Genomic DNA, 20,538 nt, shown 5'->3' on the forward strand with positions numbered 1-20,538 from the left:
CCTGCTAACGCTGATGGTACTGCAACCGGGAGGTTGTGGGAGAGTAAGAAACCGCCGACACCAAACAACAAATAAACAACTCAATAAACACAGAAGAGACCGTTGAAACACCACCAGTTTCAACGGTCTCTTCTTTTTCGGTTTTCCACAAACCCAGCCCACCGCACCCGCACCGGCGGCAAAGCTTCTGCTCTGAACCAGTGCGCCCTCTGGGCTAGAATTGGACTGCTATCTACACTTTCCTAGGAGAAGGGGGTTATGTTAATGAGACGCATGATGGCGCGGATAGGGTTCACTAGTATTGTCTCCCTATTACTCTCCTCTTGTAGTTTTAATGACCCATTGGCTTCTCATCTCGCGTCCCTAGGACGATCGGGACATGCAATCCCCGTTACTGAGTCCATCACACTGGAGGAACTCTACGGACCAGAGTGGACTGAGTTTTCGGTCGTGTGCCCATACACTCCGTATCAAACAGTCAAAGAAACACTTATGGCTGATGATCCCCCTGTTCCAGAACACGGCTTCTCCGATCAAGAAAACTTCCTCTTTCTTAGAGGAAAGGGCGACAGCGAACAATGGGTGAAGTTCTCTCGAGAGGCTCTCGATCTGTGTTCTCCATCAAGTCCGTCTTCTGTAATCATGGAGCCAACGACAGTTGCTCTCAGTTTTTCTCTGGATAATCCGGGTAGTGCTTGGATTCTAACCGGCTTGAACAAGTAGTCATATGGGCTCGCTGCTCCTGGGCAGTATCGGGAACACTCAGATTGGTGTCAGCGTGCACGCGACGACCGATGCAGCATCCTGTTTAATAAAGCACTTATAAAAAATATTTTCTAGTGATTGCGCATGCGCGTCCACCACTAAGGAAAGACTGATACCCATGAAACCAATCAATGATCTACTCGCTACTCACGGTGTGCCTGTTTATGATCCTGACGATGCAACCTTAAGTAGTGGCGAGCACGCCCAGGCTATCATCGTCGCGGCCTTGAACGAGCAGTAGGATCGTCTTGATGGTGGCCAGCAACTGAGCATCGTGAACGCTTTGGACGCGTCTACCGCTGTGACTGAAGAGGCCGAAAAGTGGGCGAAGGATTGCCTTCGCCCTGCCGAATAGCGCGCTATTCGGCGTAGACGGGACAAACGCAATGCTGGTCCAGATCCACGCTACAACTTTGTCTGGCCTGACCCACGATGTGTCTACTTTCCCGGGGTTAGGCCCGTATGCCTAGGACTCTGCAGTTAGACGCCGCACTGCCTCGCGGATGACCTCGGGGCGCTTGCAGAAGGCGAAGCGCACCTTGTACTTCCATGGCTCAGGGTTGTCCGTGAAGGCGGCCAGCGGGATGGCGGCAACACCTTTGGATACGGGCAGCTGCATGCAGAAGTCCACCCCGGTCATGCCGGTGGAGGAAATATCGGCAACCACGTAGTAGGTGCCGCCGGTGTCATGTACGTGGAAACCAAGCTGCTTGAGGCCTTCCACGAGGATGCTGCGGCACTCTGCAAGCTCATCCACCATGCCGTCCAGCCATTCCTGTTCATAACGCAGTGCATGGGCCACGGCGGGCTGGAATGGCGTGGTGGAGACGAAGGTGGTGAACTGCTTGGCTTTGATGACACCGTCGAGAAGCTTGGGCTCCGCAATGGCCCAGCCGGTCTTCCATCCGGTGCAGTTGAAGGATTTGGCAGCAGAAGACACCGTGACGGTGCGCGAGGCCATTCCCGGCAGGGAGGCGATGCTGAGGTGCTCGGCGTTGCCGAAGGTGAGGTTCTCGTAGACTTCGTCGGCAAGCACAAGCAGGTCTTTTTCCACGCAGAGCTCGGCGAGCTCGGTAAGTGTTTCGCGGGAGAAGACTGAGCCGGTCGGGTTGTGCGGGGTATTGATGATGACCATGGCGGTCTTGTCCGTGATGGCCCCACGTACTGCAGCAACGTCGATGTCCCAGCTGTTGCCGGAGGCTTTGAGGGGGACGGGGATGCGGGTGGCGGCGGCAAGCGCGACGGCGGCGATGTAGGCATCGTAGTAGGGCTCGAGGACAATGACCTCTTGGCCCGGCTCCACCAAGCCCAGCACCGTAGCGGTGATGGCTTCGGTCGCACCCGCGGTGACCACGACGTGGTCCTGCGGGACGGAGTAGGTTTCGGCAATGGCGCTGACCAGTTCCGGTACACCGCGCAGGGGAGCGTATTGGTTGTTGCCGCTGGCGATGTTCTCCTGAGCAATCTCCAGCATGCGCTGCGGGCCGTCGCTATCTGGGAAACCTTGGCCTAGATTCACCGCGTCATTCTCCACGGCGAGTGCGGTCATGGTGGCGAAGATAGTCTCGCCGAATTCTTGGAGCCTGTGAACAGTCATTTAGAGCACCAGAAGATCGTACTTTGTAGCTTTCACATCGGTCAGACGCTTGCGGGCGCGCTCGAGGCGTTGCCACTGATCTTCGGGGATAGCCTTGCGCGCCACGGTGACGGTCTCCGCGTCCGGGGTGCCCCACGCAATGGGCATCGGAGTAATCTGCTGCCAGTGTTCCTTGTCGCTGGAGCTGCGCTGGCCAGAGACCGCGGCAACGGGCACCTTCGTGCCGACCGTGCGCTTGATGCCAGGAATGTTGCTGACGGTACGCAGACAAGCGCCCCAGCGCGGTGGGAGTTTGGGGTCCACGTTGGTGTTCACCAGAGCGAGAAGCACCATGTCGCGCTCATTGACCTCCGCTACCACCGCGGGGGCGAGAGGGTAGGAGTCATAGAGCTTTTGCGCCGAGCCCACCTGGCGGGAGGCCAGCACACCAATAACGGCGCAGAAAATACCGAAGAGCACCATGCCCAGGCCCACAGTGATGCGCCAGGTGGCGTCGATACCGAAGTAGAGCGCAATGCCGCCGATGATGAGCAGCAGCCCCATGATGAGACCGGAATTGCGCAGGCGTGAGGAATCACGCAGGAGTTCGTTGTTCTGCTTGGCAAAGTCCTCGTGGACATCAAACTTGAAAATCTTCATTAAGTCACAAGTCTACTGCGTCCACCAGCCGGTAGGCATAGCCTTGCTCCGCTAAAAAGCGCTGGCGGTGCATCGCGTACTCCGCGTCGAGGGATTCACGGGCCACGAGTGTGTAAAACGTCGCTTCCTGGCCGTCCTTTTTAGGACGCAGCAGGCGGCCCAGGCGTTGGGCCTCCTCCTGGCGGGAGCCGAAAGTTCCGGAGACCTGGATAGCAAGGGCGGCTTCGGGCAGGTCGATGGAAAAGTTCGCCACTTTGGAGACGACGAGCGTGGTGAGTTCGCCTTCGCGGAACTGCTGGAAGAGTTTCTCACGTTTGGCGGTCGAGGTCTTGCCATCGATGACGGGTGCGCCTAAATGCTGGCCTAGTTCCTCAAGCTGGTCCACGTAGGCGCCGATGATGAGTGCCTGTTGGCCTTCATGTTTCTTCAGCAGTGTGTCCACGGTGTGGAGCTTCGCGCTTGCCGACGCCGCAATCCGGTAGCGTTCCCGCGCTTGCGCGGTGGCATAGAGCATGCGCTCTTCCTGTGTCATGTCCACGCGCACCTCAACGCAGTCTGCGGTGGCGATATAGCCGGCGGATTCCAATTCCTTCCACGGCGCGTCATAGCGTTTGGGCCCGATGAGGGAAAAGACATCACCTTCGCGGCCGTCCTCGCGCACGAGGGTGGCGGTCAGGCCTAGGCGGCGGCGCGATTGGAGGTCGGAGGTCATGCGGAAGACAGGGGCGGGGAGCAAGTGGACCTCGTCGTAGATAATGAGGCCCCAGTCGTGGGAATCGAAGAGCTCAAGTGCTCGGTATTCACCTCTGGTCTTGCGGGTAACCACCTGGTAGGTGGCGATGGTAATAGGTTTGATTTCTTTCTTTTCGCCGGAATACTCACCGATCTCATTCGGGGTGAGACTGGTGCGGCGCAGCAGCTCATCGCGCCACTGACGCCCAGCCACGGTGTTGGTGACGAGGATGAGGGTGGTGGCTTGGGCCTTGGCCATGGCAGCCGCACCCACGATGGTTTTGCCCGCCCCACACGGTAGAACCACGATGCCGGAGCCTCCAGCCCAGAAGGACTCGGCCGCGTACTGCTGATAATCGCGGAGTTGCCACTGAACCTCGTCGGTGCTGAGGCTCATGGGGTGGGATTCGCCATCCACGTATCCGGCGCGGTCATCTGCCGGCCACTTGGCTTTGAGCAGTTCTTGTTTCAGCCGCCCGCGCGCAGAAGGCGGCACGGCGATGGAGTTGTCATCGATGCGTTGGCCCAAAAGCTCGCCCACCTTCTTGTGGCGCGTGAGCTCTTCCAGAATAGCGGGCTCGTCCGATTCGAGGATGAGGCCGTGGGCCGGGTGGGCAAGCAGCCGGACGCGTCCGTAGCGTGACATGGTCTCGGCGACGTCGATAAGCAGGGCCTGCGGCACGGGGAAGCGCGAGTAATTCTCTAAGACATCGACCACCTGCTCCGCATCGTGGCCGGCCGCGCGCGCATTCCACAAGGCCAGCGGGGTAATCCGGTAGGTATGGATGTGCTCTGGTGCGCGCTCGAGCTCGGCAAAAGGTGCGAGTGCCGCGCGGGCCTGGTTGGCCTGCGGGTGATCGACTTCCAGCAGGACTGTCTTATCCGACTGAACAATGAGCGGTCCGGACATGGTGTGGGAACGAGTCCTTTCTGGTCGGTTTTAATCGTCGCTGGCGAAGCGGACGGTGGAAATGCGGTGTACTGGGAATCGCACGGGCTTGCCCTCGGCGCCGAGGGCATCGATGTAGCCGCCTTCGACGGACAGCGGCTTCACCGTGACGGTACGGATGGTGCCGCTCTTATCGGCATAGGAAATCACGATATCAGCGTGGAAACGGGCGGCCGCACGGGCCAGAGTGAGGGGATCCGGTTCTTCCTCGTCCTTCGGGGCAGGGTTCTGCGCGGACTTTTTCAATGCCTGCACTGCTTGGTCCACCGAGAACGGTTCGTGCGCGCGTTCCTTCTTGCGCGGCGTGGGCAGAAGGTAGGGGTCCGGGGCAGCAGTGAGCGAGGCGCCGGATTCATCCTCTGGGGAGGGAGAAAGGCCCTTGTTGCGGAGCTTCTCCAGCAGCTCGCCGACGCGCAGTTGTGAGACCGCCACGGTGGGTGCGAGCAGGCGTAGCCCCGGAACTGAGGCAACGGCGAGCTCGAGCAGCGCAGGGTCCTCGCTGCGTAGGTAGGACAGTGCAGGTCCGCTGCGGAGTGTGCCGTGGCGCTTGGCGACGTCCCCGATGGCGAACTGAAGCGCCTGTGGCACGCCCGTGGGTGAATGCTTTTTAAGGAAGGCTGTCATTTCTTCTGCGGTGAGTCCATGGTCCATGCCGCGGCGAATGGTGGATTCGCTGATGCGGTACACGCTGGCCAGACCTGGTGATTCGAGGTCCGCCAATGAGGCCAGCGTGCGGTGCGTGGCGGGTTCTAGCGGCCCCGGCACGAGGACGGTGAGGTCTTGTTGGATGATGAACTCGGAGACGGTATCGGGGACGAGGTGGGTGGCGGTGGAGGCGTCGATAAGCACCTGCGTAGCTTTGCCCAGAGCGACCGCACCAATCCATTCTGCCTCGGCGCGCAGCTTCTCAATGGTGCGGTTGCGGGTATGGCTGGCAAAGAGAGGGGAGCGGAAACGCAGGTCTTCCCAGAATTCCTCCTCGGTGAGTGCTACGGCAGAGTGCGCATAGACGTCGAGGACGAATTTTCGGAAATGGCGGAGGCGGCGCACGTGGGTATCCTCCTCCAGCGCGCGGGTGCCTTCCCAGCTCGCCCAAGGTGAGTCGCGCCAGGCCTCCAGCAGAATTCGCCATTTCTCCCCAAGGTCAGCCTCGAGCCAATCCTGGGAGCCGGTGGTCGGCGCCAGAAAATGCCCCTCAAGGCCGTCTGGCTCGCCGCGGTAGAGCAGCCGCGCGTGATAGCCCAAGCCGATAAGCTGCGCAACGTCCTCTTTATCGAGGTCCAGCTCCTTCGCCAGCTGGGTAAGCGAGCGCACGCCCACGGAGGAGTCCTTGAGGAGGGACATCGGATGTGCTCCGAGAATCTCGATGAGCTGCTCCATGCTGCGCACGACCTCAAGGCCCGCGGCTGCCCCGGCCTCATCCGCCTTGGGATCCGACTCCGGAGTGCCCGCGCGGCCGGAGGGTGTGGTGGGAATAGGCGGGGTGGCGTCCCCCGCCAGAGTACGGGCAAGTGCGCGCGGAAGGCGCATTGAGTGCGCATTGATGCGCTCAAGAAAGCCCTTGGCTAGGAGCCGCTTGGCGGGGTCATCAGAGTTGATATCCGGCTCAGCGTCAGTGGTGTATCCCACGCCATCGCCTGTGGCTAAGGCATCGAGGACGCGGCGTTCGTCGTTGCTGAGTGTTTCGATGTCCTCTGCTTCGAAGCTTTCTTGGTTGAGCAGCGACCAGCCGGTGGGAAGTGAGCCCATCACAGCGGTGACGATGCGTATCTGCGGGGCATTGCCGAAGACCAGACCGAGTTCTTTGAGCTGCTGCGTGACAATCGGATTGGTGTCCTCCACCATGCCAACCTCGCCGCCGCGCTGTGCGATGTCCTCCAAGGCCGCGAGCTGTTCCGCGTTGCTCGCGGACAGCGCATCCACCACGTACATGGGCAGTGTTAGACGGGTGGCCAGTGCATCGAAATCCTTCGGCGCCGGTGCTAGGACATCTTGGCGAGTCTCCAACAGCGCCCGCAGGTCCTCCTCGGGCAGCTGGCTAAGCCATTCGCGGTAGCTTTCAGTGATGCGGGCACGGTTCTTAGGCGAGGTCATGATGGGCCCCAAGCTTAGTTGCTCAGCAGGCAGGGGTTGGTGTGGGGGAGGGCTGGGGCACTCGTTGCTGAGTTGAGTTACTTTTTGCCGCGGGGTTTGGAATAATGGGAGGCATGTCGAACGAGAACAAAGGCCACATTTCCCCGGCTTGGCCGAAGAACAGCCCCCGCGAGCACGCTATTACTGAGATCACCGCACCGTTTGCCGGCGCATCCAGCCCGTACGGTGACGATCTGATTCTGCCGATGCCGGCAGAGAAGCTGAACTACGTTCACCCGTACACTCGCATCAACCGCTAAGCGCGGCCTAGTAAGCCCCTCCGAGAATGTTCTCCTCGGTGGGGCTATGCCTCGTTTTCAGGATATTTCCCCAAGGGATGAGCTGAGGGGGTGAAGAAACAGAAAGACCGGCTGGACAATCCAGCCGGTCTATTGTTTGTCGCGCTCAGCTTCTAGGACTGCTGAGCAGCGGTTCCTATTAGGACTCCTGTGCAGCGATGATGCTCAGGAACTGTGCCAGCGGGTCGATGACGTGGCGGTTTGCGGAGTAGAACGCATCGTAGTCGTGGCGGTTAGCCTTGTACTGCTCGGTGAAGGATGCCGGGATGGTCAGGCCGTACTGGGTAGCGGTGTCCTCAACCAAGGTGTAGAGGGCATCAACGGCCAGCTCGTCGGTCGGCTGCTCCTCGGCAGCTTCCTTCACGACCTCCGGTGCGTCGGCCGGAGCCTTCGGAGCGGTCTCTTCCTTAGCCGGAGCCGGGGTTGCGGCCGGTGCCGGAGCAGCGCTGACGTTGCGCGGGGTCGGAGCGGAGTTCAGGCCCAGGCTTGCGGAGCAAGCCGGCCATGCGCCCCAGCCCTGCTGTGCCAGGGTGCGCTCAGCAACAGCGATCTGCTGCTCACGGGTAGCCAGGTTAGCGGTCGGAGCGAACTCGCCGCCGCCGTATGCCTGCCAGGTCTGAGCGTTGAACTGCAGACCGCCGTGGTAGCCGTTGCCGGTGTTGATAGCCCAGTTACCGCCGGACTCGCACTGTGCGAGGCGGTCCCAATCAGAATCCGGGGCAGCGGCAGCGTTCGGAGCCATGATGGCTGCAGCAGCACCCACGGCAACGGTGGAAGCGGCGAACTTGGTTGCGATGGACTTGTTCTTAGCGGAGTGGCGTCCCATTAAAGTATTCCTTCTCTAGGTTGTCTCTTGCTTTCTCGCGCCCAGATAGTGCCCAGTCCGGCAAATGTTTATGTGAAAGATGTTCATTTTCATGCACATCATCGTTGGCCGCTGTGTGGAAGCCCGGACTGTGTCTGGGGCGAGACTTCCACGGCCGGCGGCCGAAGTGCCTGAGGGAAACAGTAGCGGTTTATAACGAATCAGTCACGTTAAATGACTCAAAACGGTAACAAGAGTCGTGATATAAGCCTGTTTCCCCAGCTCGCAAGCTTAATGTTAGGTATGTCACACCTGTAACGGGTGTCGTGGTTGGGTCGATACATACCGTAGGTTTCTTCGGTGGGGGCGCCAGGGGTTAGAATGAATCTCTTTATTAGTTCCACCGGACAGTTCCCGCGCGCGGCCTGACAAACCTCAACCGAGCTTCGCCGCGCCTCCTCTTCCGGGAGTTGAGCGCTCATGGGCTACGTGCCCGCGGCAGCGCCTAAACTTCTATAGAGGAGAGACGGAAAGAAAGTGAGTGAAGAACCATGCCTATCGGCAAAGTGAAGTGGTATGACGCCGACAAGGGTTTCGGCTTTGTGAGCAACCCCGGCGATGAAGACGTCTACGTGGGCCGCAACGTGCTGCCTAAGGGCGTTGATGAGCTATTCCAGGGCCAGCGCATCGAGTTCGATTTCGCCGCTGGTCGCCGCGGCCCGCAGGCCCTGCGCGTCAAAGTGCTCGATGCCCCGCGCCGTCGCACCCCGGCCCGCAAGCCGGAGGAGCTGTCGAGCATGCTTTCCGACGTCATGACGTTGCTCGAGACCCAGGTCCAGCCGGTCTTAAGCCAGGGCCGTTACCCAGAGCGTAAGACGGGCCGCCAGGTGGCGGAGATTCTGCGCGCTATTGCCAAGGACTTGGATAGCTAGGGGCTTAAAGTTTTAGGCCCGTAACTGAAAAGTGCCCTCACTGACGAAAGTCTGGCTGATGTTTGAATGATCCGTCCTACTTTTGGCAGTTAGGGCACTTTTTGTTTGTCCGGAAGGGAGTGCTGCAGCGCGGCTACTTGTCTGTAGGAGCTTCTGCGGGTGTCTCTGCGTCACCGGTGGCCTTGGATTCCTTGAGCTGCTCCTCGGTCATCGTGGATAGGGACCACACGGTGTGCATCGGGGTTTCCTCGCCGTTGGCATCGTGGCCAATCATGAGGGTAGAAATCTCCACCACCATCAGCTGTGGGTGCTCGCCCGTGGAGGCCTCAATGGGGTCGACGGAGCCAGGGATCTCCAACGAGGTGGTGTCGTTGGCGCCGTGAGAGGTGCTGTCATTGGCCGCTGGGTCATCGTAAATCGAAAGCACGGACCACTCGTGGTTGTATATGGCCTCAGGGATTTCCAGCTTGAGGGTGTCATCCGGGCCTACCGTGAGGTTAGGAACCTCGCCTTCCTGGCATTCGGTGCCGGGCTCGCAGATGCTGTACGGCGAGACCTCTATGGTCTCATCACCCACCGAGGCCGTGATGGTGACGTCCTGCGGCTCGGGACCGGGGCGGTCATTCCACCATTTCTGGAATAGCACTACTGCCACGACGATCACCGCCACGGCGATAATGAGCGCCAGAAACTGCAGCAGTGACTTCTTCCTTGCTTGCTTCACGGTTGCCATGGCTGAGAATCCTACTCGAAGCGCACCCGGTACAAGTCATCCCAGAGCTTGCCGGTGATCCAAAACTCGTCCGTACCTGGGATATGGGCAATGCCGTTGAGCACAGCATTGGGGTCGTCATAGGGGCGGTGGTTAAGGTTCGCGGTGTCGATCACCGCGGTGACCTCGCCGGACTCAGGATCAATGCGCAGGATGTCCTCACTCATCCACACATTGGCATAGACCTGCCTGTCAACGCATTCGAGCTCATTGAGGTTGTCCACGGGAGAACCTTCCAAGGTAACCGTGGTGCGGGAGCCACGTTCCTCAAAGGTCTCAGGGGCGAGGTGGCGCAACTCGGAGGAGCCATCAGACATGATGAGCTCGGAACCGGCGTTGCACAGGCCCCATCCTTCGCCGTCGTACTCGGCGTGGTTGAGCTCAGCAAACGTGGTGGAATCGCGCAGAATGGCTGTGCCGGATTTCCATGTCAGCTGCCAAATACCGGCATCGGTTTGGGTAATGCCTTCGCCGAAATAGGAGTTGTTCAGCGCAATCTCCTCCAACGGGTTGAGCGATCCCGGTCGCACGCGCAGAAGCGCGGATTTGCCGTAGAGGCCGGTGCCGATGAGTAGGTTGCCATCAGGGTCTACTTCCAACCCCTGGGTAAAGGTGTGGGGGAGAAGCGGGACGGTGTCGAGGACAGTTACCCCTAGGCGTTCGGCCTTAGACGCGCTAGCGGAAGCACCCTGGGAGAGGGTTTGCGTACTCGGCGCAGTCTCCTCGCTTTCGGGGCTTGACGAGCAGGAGGAGAGGGGTGCGAGAAGGGCCGTTGCGGAGAGCACAGCGGCAGCAAGGCGGGGCGCGCAGATGCGGGAAGAGAGGGCCATGTCTGTCATTGTGCACTATGGTGACGGCCGTGATGGATAATGAGAGGGTGACTCGCAAGAAAAAGATGCATTCCCCGCTCCTCGATTCCGCCGCAGTCGACTTGGCGCGCCGGGCTGTGGAAGAGGTGGGTGAGGGGGACGTCGGCAAGCACCGCGGCGTCGCCGGAGTGGGCCGCAACGTGGCTACCCACCGCTTTGAGGCGCACGTTCCTGGCTACCCCGGCTGGGAGTGGCATGCGGTGGTCGCCTGCGCTGAAGGGTCGCGCACGCCGACGGTCAACGAGGTAGCACTGGTCCCTGGAGGTCAAGCGCTGCAGGCCCCGGAGTGGGTGCCCTATTCCGAGCGGCTGCGCCCAGGTGACCTTGGCCCCGGTGATCTGATGCCGCCCGCGCTTGACGACGACCGCCTTGCAGACGGTGAGCTTTCTGAGTCCGGACTCAAGGAGGCTAAGGAGCGCTGGCGCAAGAAGTACGGGCCGAACTCGGAGATGGCCGCGCAGGCACAGCTGCAGTGCAAAACCTGCGCTTTCTTTTTGAAGCTTCTGCCCAATTTTGGTGTGTGTGCCAATGAATACTCTGCGGACGGCAAAGTGGTGCACGCCACCTATGGATGTGGTGCGCATTCGGGTACGACCATCCGCGAAGAGGGATCTGAGCAGGAAAGGCCCTTCGACGACGAGAAACCAATCTTTTAAAGCGCTCGTCACCTCCCGCTCGCAGCGATGATGTAGCGGGCGGGTTTTGCGTTTTAGTGCCTGGGTGGAGCACCCTTAGCAGGTAAAACTTCATTTCTCTAGATAGAAGGGGCGCTCTCTCACGATGAACGCAGCTATCGATCGCTTTTTCAAGGTCACGGAACGTGGCTCCACTATCGGCACCGAGGTGCGTGCCGGTGTGGTCTCGTTCTTTGCGATGGCCTACATCATTCTCCTCAATCCTCTCATCCTGGGTACCTCGGAGGACTCCGCCGGAACTACCCTTGGCATCCCCCGGGTGGCTGCCGCTACCGCTCTCGTGGCTGGTGTCATGACCATTGCATTCGGTGTTATTGCCCGCTATCCGTTCGCCATGGCGGCGGGCCTGGGCATGAATACCTTCGTGGCCGTGACCATGGTGTCCCTCAATGGACTGGAGTGGCGTGAGGCCATGGGCCTTGTCGTTATTGAAGGCATCATCATTGTCCTACTGGCTATCTCCGGTTTCCGCCAGGCCGTCTTCGACGCCATCCCTGCCTCTATGAAGGCGGCGATGGGCGTCGGTATCGGCATGTTCATTGCGCTCATCGGATTCGTGGATGGCCACTTTGTCACCCGTGTTCCGGATGCGGCGATGACGACCGTTCCGGTGGGCCTGGGCGTTAATGGCTCCATTTCTACCTGGCCGGCCTTTGTCTTCATCGTGGGCCTGATTCTCTCTGGTTTCTTCGTCATCCGCCAAGTGCGCGGGGGCCTTTTCATTGGTATCGTCATCACCACCATCATCGCCATGATTATCCAGGCCCTCACGGGTTCTGAGGGCTGGGGCATGGCTACGCCGGAAATCCCGAGCTCCCTGGGCGGCATGCCGGACTTGTCGATTGTGGGCCAGGTGGATCCCATTGGTGCTTTCACCAGGCTCGGCGTGGTTTCCACTGTGCTACTCATCTTCACTCTGCTGCTTACCAACTTCTTCGATGCCATGGGCACCATGAACGGTCTGGGCAAGCAGGCCAACCTCGTCGATGAGAACGGTAACCTGCCAGACATGAAGACCGCGCTCGTCGTCGAAGGCGTGGGTGCCGTGGCCGGTGGTGCCGGTTCGGTGTCCTCCAACACGGTCTTTGCGGATTCCGCTGCCGGTATCGGCGATGGTGCCCGTACTGGCCTGGCCAACGTCGTCACAGGTGTGATCTTCCTGCTGGCTATGTTCCTCACCCCGCTCTATGAAATTGTGCCGATTGAGGCGGCCGCGCCGGTTCTCGTCATCGTGGGTGTCATGATGGCCGCACAGCTCAAAGACATTGCCTGGACCCGCATGGAGGAGGCCATCCCGGCGTTCCTCACCATCGTGGTCATGCCCTTTACCTACTCCATCGCCAACGGTATCGGCGTGGGCTTCATTGCATATGCACTCATGGCTACCTTTGCTGGCAAGGCCAAGAAGGTTCACTGGATCATGTGGTTGGTGGCCGCGCTCTTCGTGGTCTACTTCGCCATGGGGCCGATTACCGCAGCCCTGGCCTAAGGGCCGATTCACGCTAGCCCACCGCTAAACTGGGCCTCATGCGTTTTATCATCGATGACCCTGCAGACCCTCGCCTCGACGATATCCGCGACTTGAAACATGCGGATAAGTCCGGCGAGGGTTTCGTCTTTGGTGAAGGCCCTTTGTGCGTGGAGCGCCTGCTCGCCTCGCGCTTTCCCGTGCGCTGCATCGTTGGTTTTGAGGCCAAGCTCGATACTTTCCTGGAATCGCACGATGTAGGTGACATTCCCGTTTATCAGGTCACCCGCCACACCTTGGGGCAGGTCACCGGCTTCGATATGCACCGTGGTCTTGTCGCTGCTGCTGACCGTGCAGAAGCATGGAGCGTGGACGAGGTCATCGACGGCGCCCGCACGCTCGCCATCATGGAGGGCGTGGGTGACCATGAGAATATTGGCTCGCTCTTCCGCAATGCTGCCGGCATGGAGGTTGACGGTATCCTGCTCGGCTCCGGCGCTGCTGACCCGTTGTACCGCCGTTCGGTGCGCGTCTCCATGGGACACGTGCTGCGCCTTCCTTGGGCACGCTTCGAGGGCGGTTTCACCACCTGGCAGCGCGGGCTGGACAAACTGCGCGACAAGGGCTTTAAGCTTGTTTCATTGACCCCGCATCCGGACGCCGTCCACATTGCGGAGGCCCTTGACGGCGCTGAGAAAGTAGCACTGCTCGTCGGCGCTGAGGGCCCCGGCTTGACCGAACATGCGATGAAGGCCACCGACGTGCGCGCCCGCATCCCCATGGCAGAGGGGACGGATTCACTCAACGTGGCAACGTCCGCGGCGATTGCCTTCTATGAGCGCCAGCGTTCCCAGAGGGCTCGGGACGTCGACACTGCATAGCGGCGCACGAGCCCGCCCAAATGCTTGGCGGTGCGCACGATTTCCTCACCGGTGGATTCCGGCTCGAGGTCGTGCTCCTCGTAATCGTCATAGTCATTAAGCCCCAGCTTCGCCACGGAGGTCGTCGCCACCTCGGCCACGCTGCGCCGCGGGGGAGGGGTATCGACTTTCGGCTCGGGACGGCCATCGGTGGCATAGCCCACCACGTCCACGTCGGGGCCATCCGCGCCGACCTCGATGCCGAGCCAGTAGGCTTGGGCAGCTTCGGTAATGCTCTGTGGCTCGAAAGGCAGCGCGATGCCGCCAACCGGCTCATCCTTTTCACCTGCCCAGTAGGGTGCCTCGAAGGTTTCCGGCAAGCCGTGGTCCTCATACAAGTTAAGGCGCGTTCCACATAGGGAGCGGCGCAGGCGCGCGCCCGTCCAGTGCGCAAATCCTGCGTAGCCGGTGTCTTTGTTCGAGGCAAAGGCATAGATTTCGTGGGCCGGTACGGCCTCGCGCAGTGACCGGGAGAGCTGCGAGAGGGTGAGCTGGTCATCACTGATGATGGTCTGCACCACGGTCACGCCGGGGTAGCCGCCGATGTAGAACTCGCTCGTGCCAGGCTCGGCGGAGCGGTTGAGCGGGAATTGCCCAATAGGTGTGACGGGCAGTGCCGGGTTGAGCTGTGCGAGAAACTTTCGGCCGAAGCCGCGGTCGGCCTTAGGCTCACTGCGCAGGACCTCAGCGGGGTCGGACGCAGTGATGTACCAGAGAGTGAGAACGGCGCTTTGGGTGTCCACGGTGTGTTACCTGAATTTACTCGCGGGGGCGCTTCGTGTTGGCACGAACACCGAGCAGAACATCCTCCCAGTGTGGGGTGACGGCCTTGCGGCGGCGCTTCGTCGGCTTTGGCTCCGGGTCGGGATTCTGTAGGAAGTCCTCGTCCACGGCAGAGTCTTTGTCCTGCGCGGCGTCAGGTTCTGCTGTCGATGCCGGAGCATCCTTCTCGCCCGCGCCGCGTGAAGCATCATCCTCGGTGTCCGCACCTGGCTCCTCGCCACCACGCGGTGACGGAAGCACTGAAGGCTCCGCATAGTGATCATCGGAGTCAGCATCAGAAGCACTGCCGGAGTACACGGACAAATCCGTCACGCTTGGGTCACCGGCGCGAGCAGACTCAATATCGTCGCGCTCTGCGTACTGTTCGCGGCCATCAATGGCTTCGTCGTAGCGCTCGCCGCGTCCTACTGAGGTCAGTGAGCGAACCGGCTGCACGAAGTCAGGGTCGGTCAGGTCCGCAGCCACGGAGTTGCGCGCCTCCACGGTAGCCGGGGAGGTCATGGTCTGCTTAAAGGTCCACTCCGCCTCATTAGAGGACAGCCCGGCCTTCCACGTGATGCGCAGAATCCAGGGTTCGCCCTGGTGGCGGTAGGCATCCCACGTGGACTCAGAGAGGGAATGCCCGCGTGCGGCGAAGGCCGTGGCGAGGATTTCCCACAAGGTAAGCTTGGCCGGTCCATCCTCGCGGATGGGGTGGGCTTGCTTGGCGACGTCCGCAATCCGCGCCCTTTCCAGCAACACCGGGTGGGCAAAAGGCTCGATACGGGATTCCGGGACGCCGAGCTCTTCTGCAATCTCAGCAGCGGAGGCACCCGCGCGAATGCGTGCCTGAATCTCGTTCGGGCGCAGACTGATGGGCTGCGACGAGGCGGACGAGGACTCCGACTCCTGGGTCTTGTACGAGGAGGGCATTACCGTGTGAAGGCCAGTGGAGTGTTCCTGTGTGGATGCCTGCGCCTCGGCATTATCCGCCCCAGCCTCGGTAGCGGATTGATTCGCGTCCTGGCCTGCTGCGGTGTCGGCGGACTCAGGGGAGTCTGCGGCGCTGGTGGAACTGGCAGGCGCGAGCAGCTCACGAAGCTCGTCGGTGACTTCAAGGAAGAACTCCTCGCCGTCCTCTGCCCGGAGGACGAGCGAGGTGTCAGTTGAGTCGCTGGGTGCGAGGAAAATCTCGCGCATGGTGGCGCTCCTTAGCCTGGTAGCGGACATGTGATGAAGTCCACTTTACCCAGAACATGCCCCAAACTCCGGCAAGAGCGTGGGGCATGTTGAGTGCCGCAACACTAAATTGCACCACACGTTGCTGTGCGGAGCGGCACGCGTGTTGAGTGAAAGTTAGCGGTTATCCAGCACGTAGTCGATGGCCTTGGTGAGCTTCGTGAGGTCCTCGGCATCGATGGCCGGGAACATGCCCACGCGGAGCTGGTTGCGGCCTAGCTTGCGGTAGGGCTCGACGTCGAGAATGCCATTGGCACGCAGGGTCTTGGCTACGGCGGCGGCATCGACAGAGTCGTCGAAGTCAATGGTGCCGACCACGAGCGAACGAGCGGAAGGCTCCGTCACGAACGGTGTGGTCTCCGCGCGGGACTCGGCCCAGGTGTAGAGGATGGTGGAGTTGTCCGTGGTGCGCTTCACCATGCCGTCGAGGCCGCCGTTAGCGTTCATCCACTGGACCTGATTGTCCAGCATGAGAAGCGTCGCCACCGCCGGGGTGTTGTAGGTCTGGTTCTTGCGGGAGTTATCCACCGCTGTTTGCAGGTTGAGGAAGGCCGGGATGAAACGGTCCGAGGCGTTGATTTTCTCGATACGCTCAATGGCCGCCGGGGACAGTGCCGCGAGCCACAGGCCTCCGTCGGAAGCGAAGCACTTCTGCGGGGAGAAGTAGTACACGTCTGCTTCAGCCATATCAACCGGCAGGCCGCCAGCGCCGGAGGTGGCGTCGACGACGACGAGCTGGTCAGGATTGTCCGGGTGGGGGCGGGTTACCGGCACCATGGCGCCTGTCGACGTCTCGTTGTGTGCCCACGCAATGACATCCGCGCCGTCTGCATCAGCCGTCGTGGGATCAGGGGCAGTGCCGACCTCAGCCTCCGTAACGAGAGGAGTGTCGAGCCAGGGCGCTTTGTCAGCGGCTTTGGCAAACTTGGAGGAGAATTCGCCGAAGCTCAAATGGGCGGACTTCTTCTCAATCAGTCCGAAGGTGGCTGCATCCCAGAATGCCGTAGCACCGCCAAGGGAAAGGGCGATCTCGTAGCCCTCCGGCAGGGAGAAAAGATCACTAAGGCCCTCACGAATGGAGCCGACCAGATCCTTGACTGCCGGCTGGCGATGGGACGTGCCGATAATGGAGTCGGCGCCGGCGGTAATTGCCTCAATTTGGGCGGGGCGGACCTTGGAGGGGCCGCAGCCAAAACGACCGTCGTGGGGAAGGAGATCTGCTGGCAGGACGAGTTCTGTGTTGCTCATGTGGGCAGTCTAGCCCAATTTCATTCGCCCACTAGATATTTTGCCAGGATTGCCAATGTTGGCAGAGTCACAAATTTTGCTAAAGTGTGAAGAGGTTTAATTAGGTCGCGTCGGCGTGAGTCGGCGTTACATATTGAGAAAGGAAAGCTCGTGGCTTCTGACGCTAACAAGGTCGTACTGCACTACCCCGGCGGCGAATACGAGATGGACATCAAGCAGTCCACCGAAGGTGACTCTGGCTTCGATATTGGCAAGCTCCGCAACGAAACTGGACTGGTGACCTTCGACCCGGGTTATGCAGCTACCGGTTCGACCGAGTCCAAGATTACGTTCATTAACGGTGAGGAAGGCATCCTTCGCCACCGCGGTTATGACATTGCTGACTTGGCGGAGAACGCTTCCTTCAACGAGGTGTCTTACCTGCTTATTAAGGGCCACCTTCCGACCGAGGATGAGCTGTCCAAGTTCAACCTGGAAATTCGCCACCACACCCTGCTGGATGAGGACTTCAAGGCTGCGTTCAACATCTTCCCGCGTAATGCGCACCCGATGGCGGTTCTGGCCTCCTCCCTTAACATTCTCTCTGCTTACTACCAGGACCAGCTCAACCCGCTGGACCCGAAGCAGCTGGACAAGGCCACCGTTCGCCTTCTGGCTAAGGTGCCGATGTTGGCCGCTTATGCTTACCGTGCATCCCAGGGTAAGCCCTACATGTACCCGGATAACAAGCTCAACGCGCGCGAGAACTTCCTGCGCATGATGTTTGGTTACCCGACTGAGGAGTACGAGGTTGACCCGGTAGTGGCCAAGGCTCTGGACAAGCTCCTTATCCTCCACGCCGACCACGAGCAGAACTGCTCCACCTCTACTGTCCGCATGATTGGTTCCGCACAGGCCAACCTGTTCGTGGCCATCGCCGGTGGTATCAACGCCCTGTCTGGCCCGCTGCATGGCGGCGCTAACCAGGCAGTTCTGGAGATGCTCGAGGATATCCAGAACAACCACGATGGTGACGCTACCGACTTCATGAACCGCGTGAAGAACAAGGAAAAGGGCGTCCGCCTCATGGGCTTCGGCCACCGCGTGTACAAGAACTACGACCCACGCGCTGCCATCGTCAAGGAGACCGCACACGAGATTCTCGAGCACCTTGGTGGCGATCCGATGCTGGATCTGGCTATGAAGCTCGAGGATATTGCGCTGAATGACGACTACTTCGTCTCCCGCAAGTTGTACCCGAACGTCGACTTCTACACCGGCCTGATCTACCGCGCTATGGGCTTCCCGACGGACTTCTTCACCGTCCTCTTTGCCATCGGCCGTCTGCCGGGCTGGATTGCTCAGTACCGCGAGCAGCTTGAGCTCAACACCAAGATCAACCGCCCGCGCCAGATTTACACCGGCGAAACCCTGCGCAAGGTTACCCCGCGCAGCGAGCGCTAAGCGGCGGTCTTCTACAGGCCACGCGTGCGCGGTGTATGACCCCATACGCTGCACTTCTAGGGCCGAGCCACCCGTCACCCCTTATACTAGGAGCGATGTGGCTCGGCCTGACGTGCATGTGGCCACCAAAGAATAAAGATTTATCCAAGGAGGAGAACCCCCAATGGACAAGCCCGTAATCGAGCCGGCCACCGAGCCCGCTCCCCAAGACCTTGTCATTGAAGACATTGTGGTGGGTGACGGTGCCGAGGCCCAGCCGGGCGGCTTCGTTGAGGTCCACTACGTAGGCGTTGACTACGAGACGAACCAGGAGTTCGATTCTTCGTGGGGCCGCGGTCAGTCGATTGAGTTCCCTCTTACGGGCCTCATCGCTGGTTGGCAGGAAGGTATTCCAGGTATGAAGGTGGGTGGCCGCCGCAAGCTGGTCATTCCGCCGGAGAAGGCGTATGGCCCCGCCGGTGGCGCGCACCCGCTGTCGGGCCGCACGTTGACCTTCGTTATCGATCTCATCCGCGCTTAACAACCGCTGGCGCGTGCCCTGATTTCTCATCACGGCAACGCGATAGCGCAGAGTGGGGCACAATGGATGGCATGAGTGTCCCACAAACCACGTTCAATGATGACCGCGAGATGCCGCTGCTGGGTCTCGGAACCTACAAGTTGCGCGGAGAGGATCTCACCCGCTCCGTGCGCGAAGCGATCGAGCTAGGCTACCGTCACTTCGATACCGCAACCCTCTACGAGAACGAGGAGGAGCTGGGCCAGGCGCTCGCTGCCGCCATGAAGGCCGGCGATGTCACTCGTGACGAACTGTTCATCACCAGCAAGGTGTGGCACGACCACCACGGTAAAGGCAAGGTGGACCAAGCCTTCCGAGAGTCCTTGGACAAGTTGCAGCTGGACTACCTAGACCTGTACCTCATCCACTGGCCGTGGCCGCAGGGCGGGCTCTATGTCGAGACTTTCGAGGAAATCGCACGCTTGCAAGGTATGGGGCAGATTGCCTCTATTGGTGTGGCGAACTTCTACGAGGAGACCCTTCAGGAGCTGATTGCCAAGACGGGAATCGTTCCCGTTCTGAACCAAGTGGAGCTGCACCCCGGGTTCACTCAGCCGGAGCTGCGTGAGTTCCACGACAGCCAGGGTATTGTGACCGAGGCGTGGTCGCCGCTGGCCCGCGGTGTCATCCTCAACAACCCAGAGGTCATTTCCGTGGCCGAGAAGCACGAGATTACGCCCGGTCAGGCTGTGCTGGCCTACCTGATGGAGAAGGGGATCTCCGTCATTCCGAAGTCCAGCCGCCGCGAGCGCCTCGAGGAGAATTTCGCTGCCGCCACGGTTGAACTGGATCAGGAGGACATCGCGGCTATCGACTCGCTCGATGGCAAGGAAGGTTTTGGCCGTATGTTCAAGGATCCACGCGAATTCCCGGGCGCCGAATAGGGCATCAATGGAGGGATTGGCGTAGCCCGTCTTTCTTCACCACTTCCACTTTTCCTTATCCGCCCCGCAGTTATTGCGAGGGGAAGGGGAAGGAGCTGAGTGGAATGAAGGGAGACGGGCTTTTCCTATGTCTTGAGGGCGCCGCGGGGGTAGTGGGGCGTTGGTGGGTTAGGGGAGGATGTGGGAAGTTTCTTCGCAGATTGCGAAGAAACCGCCCGATTTTCTGCTAACTTTCGGTTAGCTAAATTAGATTTTGCGGCATAGAGGCTTCGCGGGGGTGTTATGAAGTTTATGAAAACCGCACGTTATCAACGTTATTGGGGGTAGAGAAACTAAACTCGGACAACTTTTCTTGGCAGGATTTACAACCTTGCATGGCGTGTTCGGTAACTTACTAGGCAGGACAAAACGTGACTGAGGACACTATCTCTCGTCTCTCACAGCGGTTTGTGCAGAAATGACCCCTACTAAGGAGAGCGACATGACTGACGCACCTGCTTCGCTTGACTCACGCCGCGAACCCACGCCGCAGGAGTTCATCGAGATGCGCGAAAGCCCGCAGTTTGCCAAGCTGCGCGGTACCTACCGCAAATTCACCTTCCCTATGACCGTGGCCTTCTTCCTCTGGTACGTGCTCTACGTGCTGGCGGCCGTGTTTGCCCCGGGGTTTATGGGAATCGAAATCGGTGGTGGCTGGAACGTAGGGCTTATCTTCGGCTTGGCCCAGTTTGTGACCACCTTCATCATCACGTATATCTACGTCAATTACGCCAACAAGAACATCGAGCCGCAGGCCGCGGCCATTCGCCAGGAACTGGAGGGCTAAAC

General features: G+C 60.1%; 21 protein-coding genes. 11 read left to right on the plus strand and 10 right to left on the minus strand.

Features of this window, described 5'->3' with window-relative positions; all coding sequences use genetic code 11:
• Window positions 1–492: 492 nt before the first annotated feature.
• Together NX84_RS12790 and NX84_RS13260 are read left to right on the plus strand one after the other, a co-directional pair.
• Window positions 493–723 (plus strand): hypothetical protein, encoded by a 231-nt coding sequence (locus tag NX84_RS12790; RefSeq protein WP_126297599.1) that lies wholly within the window; start codon window positions 493–495, stop codon window positions 721–723.
• A 160-nt stretch (window positions 724–883) separates the two neighbouring features.
• Window positions 884–1,006 carry a hypothetical protein gene (locus NX84_RS13260; protein ID WP_255209189.1) on the plus strand — a complete coding sequence of 41 codons (123 nt, stop codon included), beginning with the start codon at window positions 884–886 and terminating at the stop codon, window positions 1,004–1,006.
• A gap of 225 nt (window positions 1,007–1,231) precedes the next feature.
• On the opposite strand, the gene NX84_RS04895 is transcribed toward NX84_RS13260, so the two are convergent.
• From NX84_RS04895 to NX84_RS04910, 4 genes are read right to left on the minus strand one after another with little or no spacing between them, the layout of a single operon-like run.
• Window positions 1,232–2,362, minus strand: coding sequence for an aminotransferase class I/II-fold pyridoxal phosphate-dependent enzyme (locus NX84_RS04895; RefSeq protein WP_039674430.1), 1,131 nt, complete (start codon window positions 2,360–2,362; stop codon window positions 1,232–1,234).
• Window positions 2,363–3,001, minus strand: a complete 639-nt coding sequence (locus NX84_RS04900; protein WP_039674432.1) for a DUF3239 domain-containing protein — start codon at window positions 2,999–3,001, stop codon at window positions 2,363–2,365.
• A 4-nt stretch (window positions 3,002–3,005) separates the two neighbouring features.
• Window positions 3,006–4,643 carry a DNA repair helicase XPB gene (locus NX84_RS04905; protein ID WP_039674433.1) on the minus strand — a complete coding sequence of 546 codons (1,638 nt, stop codon included), beginning with the start codon at window positions 4,641–4,643 and terminating at the stop codon, window positions 3,006–3,008.
• A 30-nt stretch (window positions 4,644–4,673) separates the two neighbouring features.
• Window positions 4,674–6,776 carry a helicase-associated domain-containing protein gene (locus NX84_RS04910; RefSeq protein WP_039674435.1) on the minus strand — a complete coding sequence of 701 codons (2,103 nt, stop codon included), beginning with the start codon at window positions 6,774–6,776 and terminating at the stop codon, window positions 4,674–4,676.
• Window positions 6,777–6,889: 113 nt separating this feature from the next.
• On the opposite strand from NX84_RS04910, the gene NX84_RS04915 reads away from it, so the two are divergent.
• Window positions 6,890–7,075, plus strand: a complete 186-nt coding sequence (locus NX84_RS04915) for a hypothetical protein (RefSeq protein WP_039674437.1) — start codon at window positions 6,890–6,892, stop codon at window positions 7,073–7,075.
• 178 nt (window positions 7,076–7,253) lie between these two features.
• Here the strand turns inward: NX84_RS04915 and NX84_RS04920 are convergent, their stop codons facing one another.
• On the minus strand, window positions 7,254–7,940 hold the full coding sequence (locus tag NX84_RS04920) for a resuscitation-promoting factor Rpf1 domain-containing protein (RefSeq protein ID WP_039674439.1): 687 nt from the start codon (window positions 7,938–7,940) through the stop codon (window positions 7,254–7,256).
• A 530-nt stretch (window positions 7,941–8,470) separates the two neighbouring features.
• Here NX84_RS04920 and NX84_RS04925 point away from each other — a divergent pair.
• Complete coding sequence (locus NX84_RS04925) at window positions 8,471–8,851, plus strand: cold-shock protein (RefSeq protein WP_039674441.1); 381 nt, start codon at window positions 8,471–8,473, stop codon at window positions 8,849–8,851.
• A gap of 133 nt (window positions 8,852–8,984) precedes the next feature.
• On the opposite strand, the gene NX84_RS04930 is transcribed toward NX84_RS04925, so the two are convergent.
• Complete coding sequence (locus NX84_RS04930) at window positions 8,985–9,584, minus strand: DUF2771 domain-containing protein (RefSeq protein WP_039674443.1); 600 nt, start codon at window positions 9,582–9,584, stop codon at window positions 8,985–8,987.
• A gap of 11 nt (window positions 9,585–9,595) precedes the next feature.
• On the minus strand, window positions 9,596–10,462 hold the full coding sequence (locus tag NX84_RS04935) for a glutaminyl-peptide cyclotransferase (protein WP_052319672.1): 867 nt from the start codon (window positions 10,460–10,462) through the stop codon (window positions 9,596–9,598).
• A gap of 56 nt (window positions 10,463–10,518) precedes the next feature.
• On the opposite strand from NX84_RS04935, the gene NX84_RS04940 reads away from it, so the two are divergent.
• The 3 genes from NX84_RS04940 to NX84_RS04950 all read left to right on the plus strand — a co-directional run bounded on the left by NX84_RS04940 (window position 10,519) and on the right by NX84_RS04950 (window position 13,536).
• The gene (locus NX84_RS04940; protein WP_306302913.1) at window positions 10,519–11,148 is read left to right on the plus strand and encodes a DUF3027 domain-containing protein; all 630 of its coding nucleotides are present in this window, start codon (window positions 10,519–10,521) and stop codon (window positions 11,146–11,148) included.
• A gap of 124 nt (window positions 11,149–11,272) precedes the next feature.
• Complete coding sequence (locus NX84_RS04945; RefSeq protein ID WP_039674447.1) at window positions 11,273–12,676, plus strand: NCS2 family permease; 1,404 nt, start codon at window positions 11,273–11,275, stop codon at window positions 12,674–12,676.
• Window positions 12,677–12,714: 38 nt separating this feature from the next.
• Entirely contained in the window at window positions 12,715–13,536 is an 822-nt protein-coding gene (locus tag NX84_RS04950) for a TrmH family RNA methyltransferase (RefSeq protein ID WP_039674449.1), read from the plus strand.
• Here NX84_RS04950 and NX84_RS04955 read toward each other — a convergent pair.
• From NX84_RS04955 to serC, 3 genes are all read right to left on the minus strand, one after another.
• Entirely contained in the window at window positions 13,488–14,318 is an 831-nt protein-coding gene (locus NX84_RS04955) for a DUF6928 family protein (protein ID WP_039674451.1), read from the minus strand. The genes NX84_RS04950 and NX84_RS04955 overlap by 49 nt on opposite strands.
• A 16-nt stretch (window positions 14,319–14,334) precedes the next feature.
• Window positions 14,335–15,537 carry a septation protein SepH gene (sepH, locus tag NX84_RS04960; protein ID WP_039674454.1) on the minus strand — a complete coding sequence of 401 codons (1,203 nt, stop codon included), beginning with the start codon at window positions 15,535–15,537 and terminating at the stop codon, window positions 14,335–14,337.
• Window positions 15,538–15,693: 156 nt separating this feature from the next.
• Window positions 15,694–16,824, minus strand: coding sequence for a phosphoserine transaminase (gene serC, locus NX84_RS04965; RefSeq protein ID WP_039674456.1), 1,131 nt, complete (start codon window positions 16,822–16,824; stop codon window positions 15,694–15,696).
• 150 nt (window positions 16,825–16,974) lie between these two features.
• Here serC and NX84_RS04970 point away from each other — a divergent pair, with 150 nt between their 5' ends.
• The 4 genes from NX84_RS04970 (at window position 16,975) to NX84_RS04985 (ending at window position 20,536) form a co-directional block, all read left to right on the plus strand.
• A complete protein-coding gene (locus tag NX84_RS04970; RefSeq protein WP_039674458.1) occupies window positions 16,975–18,267 on the plus strand; it encodes a citrate synthase in 1,293 nt (430 codons plus the stop codon).
• 163 nt (window positions 18,268–18,430) lie between these two features.
• Entirely contained in the window at window positions 18,431–18,787 is a 357-nt protein-coding gene (locus NX84_RS04975; RefSeq protein ID WP_039674461.1) for an FKBP-type peptidyl-prolyl cis-trans isomerase, read from the plus strand.
• Window positions 18,788–18,849: 62 nt separating this feature from the next.
• On the plus strand, window positions 18,850–19,710 hold the full coding sequence (locus NX84_RS04980) for an aldo/keto reductase (protein ID WP_039674463.1): 861 nt from the start codon (window positions 18,850–18,852) through the stop codon (window positions 19,708–19,710).
• 481 nt (window positions 19,711–20,191) lie between these two features.
• Window positions 20,192–20,536 (plus strand): DUF485 domain-containing protein, encoded by a 345-nt coding sequence (locus NX84_RS04985; RefSeq protein ID WP_039674465.1) that lies wholly within the window; start codon window positions 20,192–20,194, stop codon window positions 20,534–20,536.
• Window positions 20,537–20,538 lie beyond the last annotated feature (2 nt).

It is taken from the genome of Corynebacterium minutissimum (assembly GCF_000805675.1).
Taxonomy (GTDB): Bacteria; Actinomycetota; Actinomycetes; order Mycobacteriales; family Mycobacteriaceae; genus Corynebacterium; species Corynebacterium minutissimum.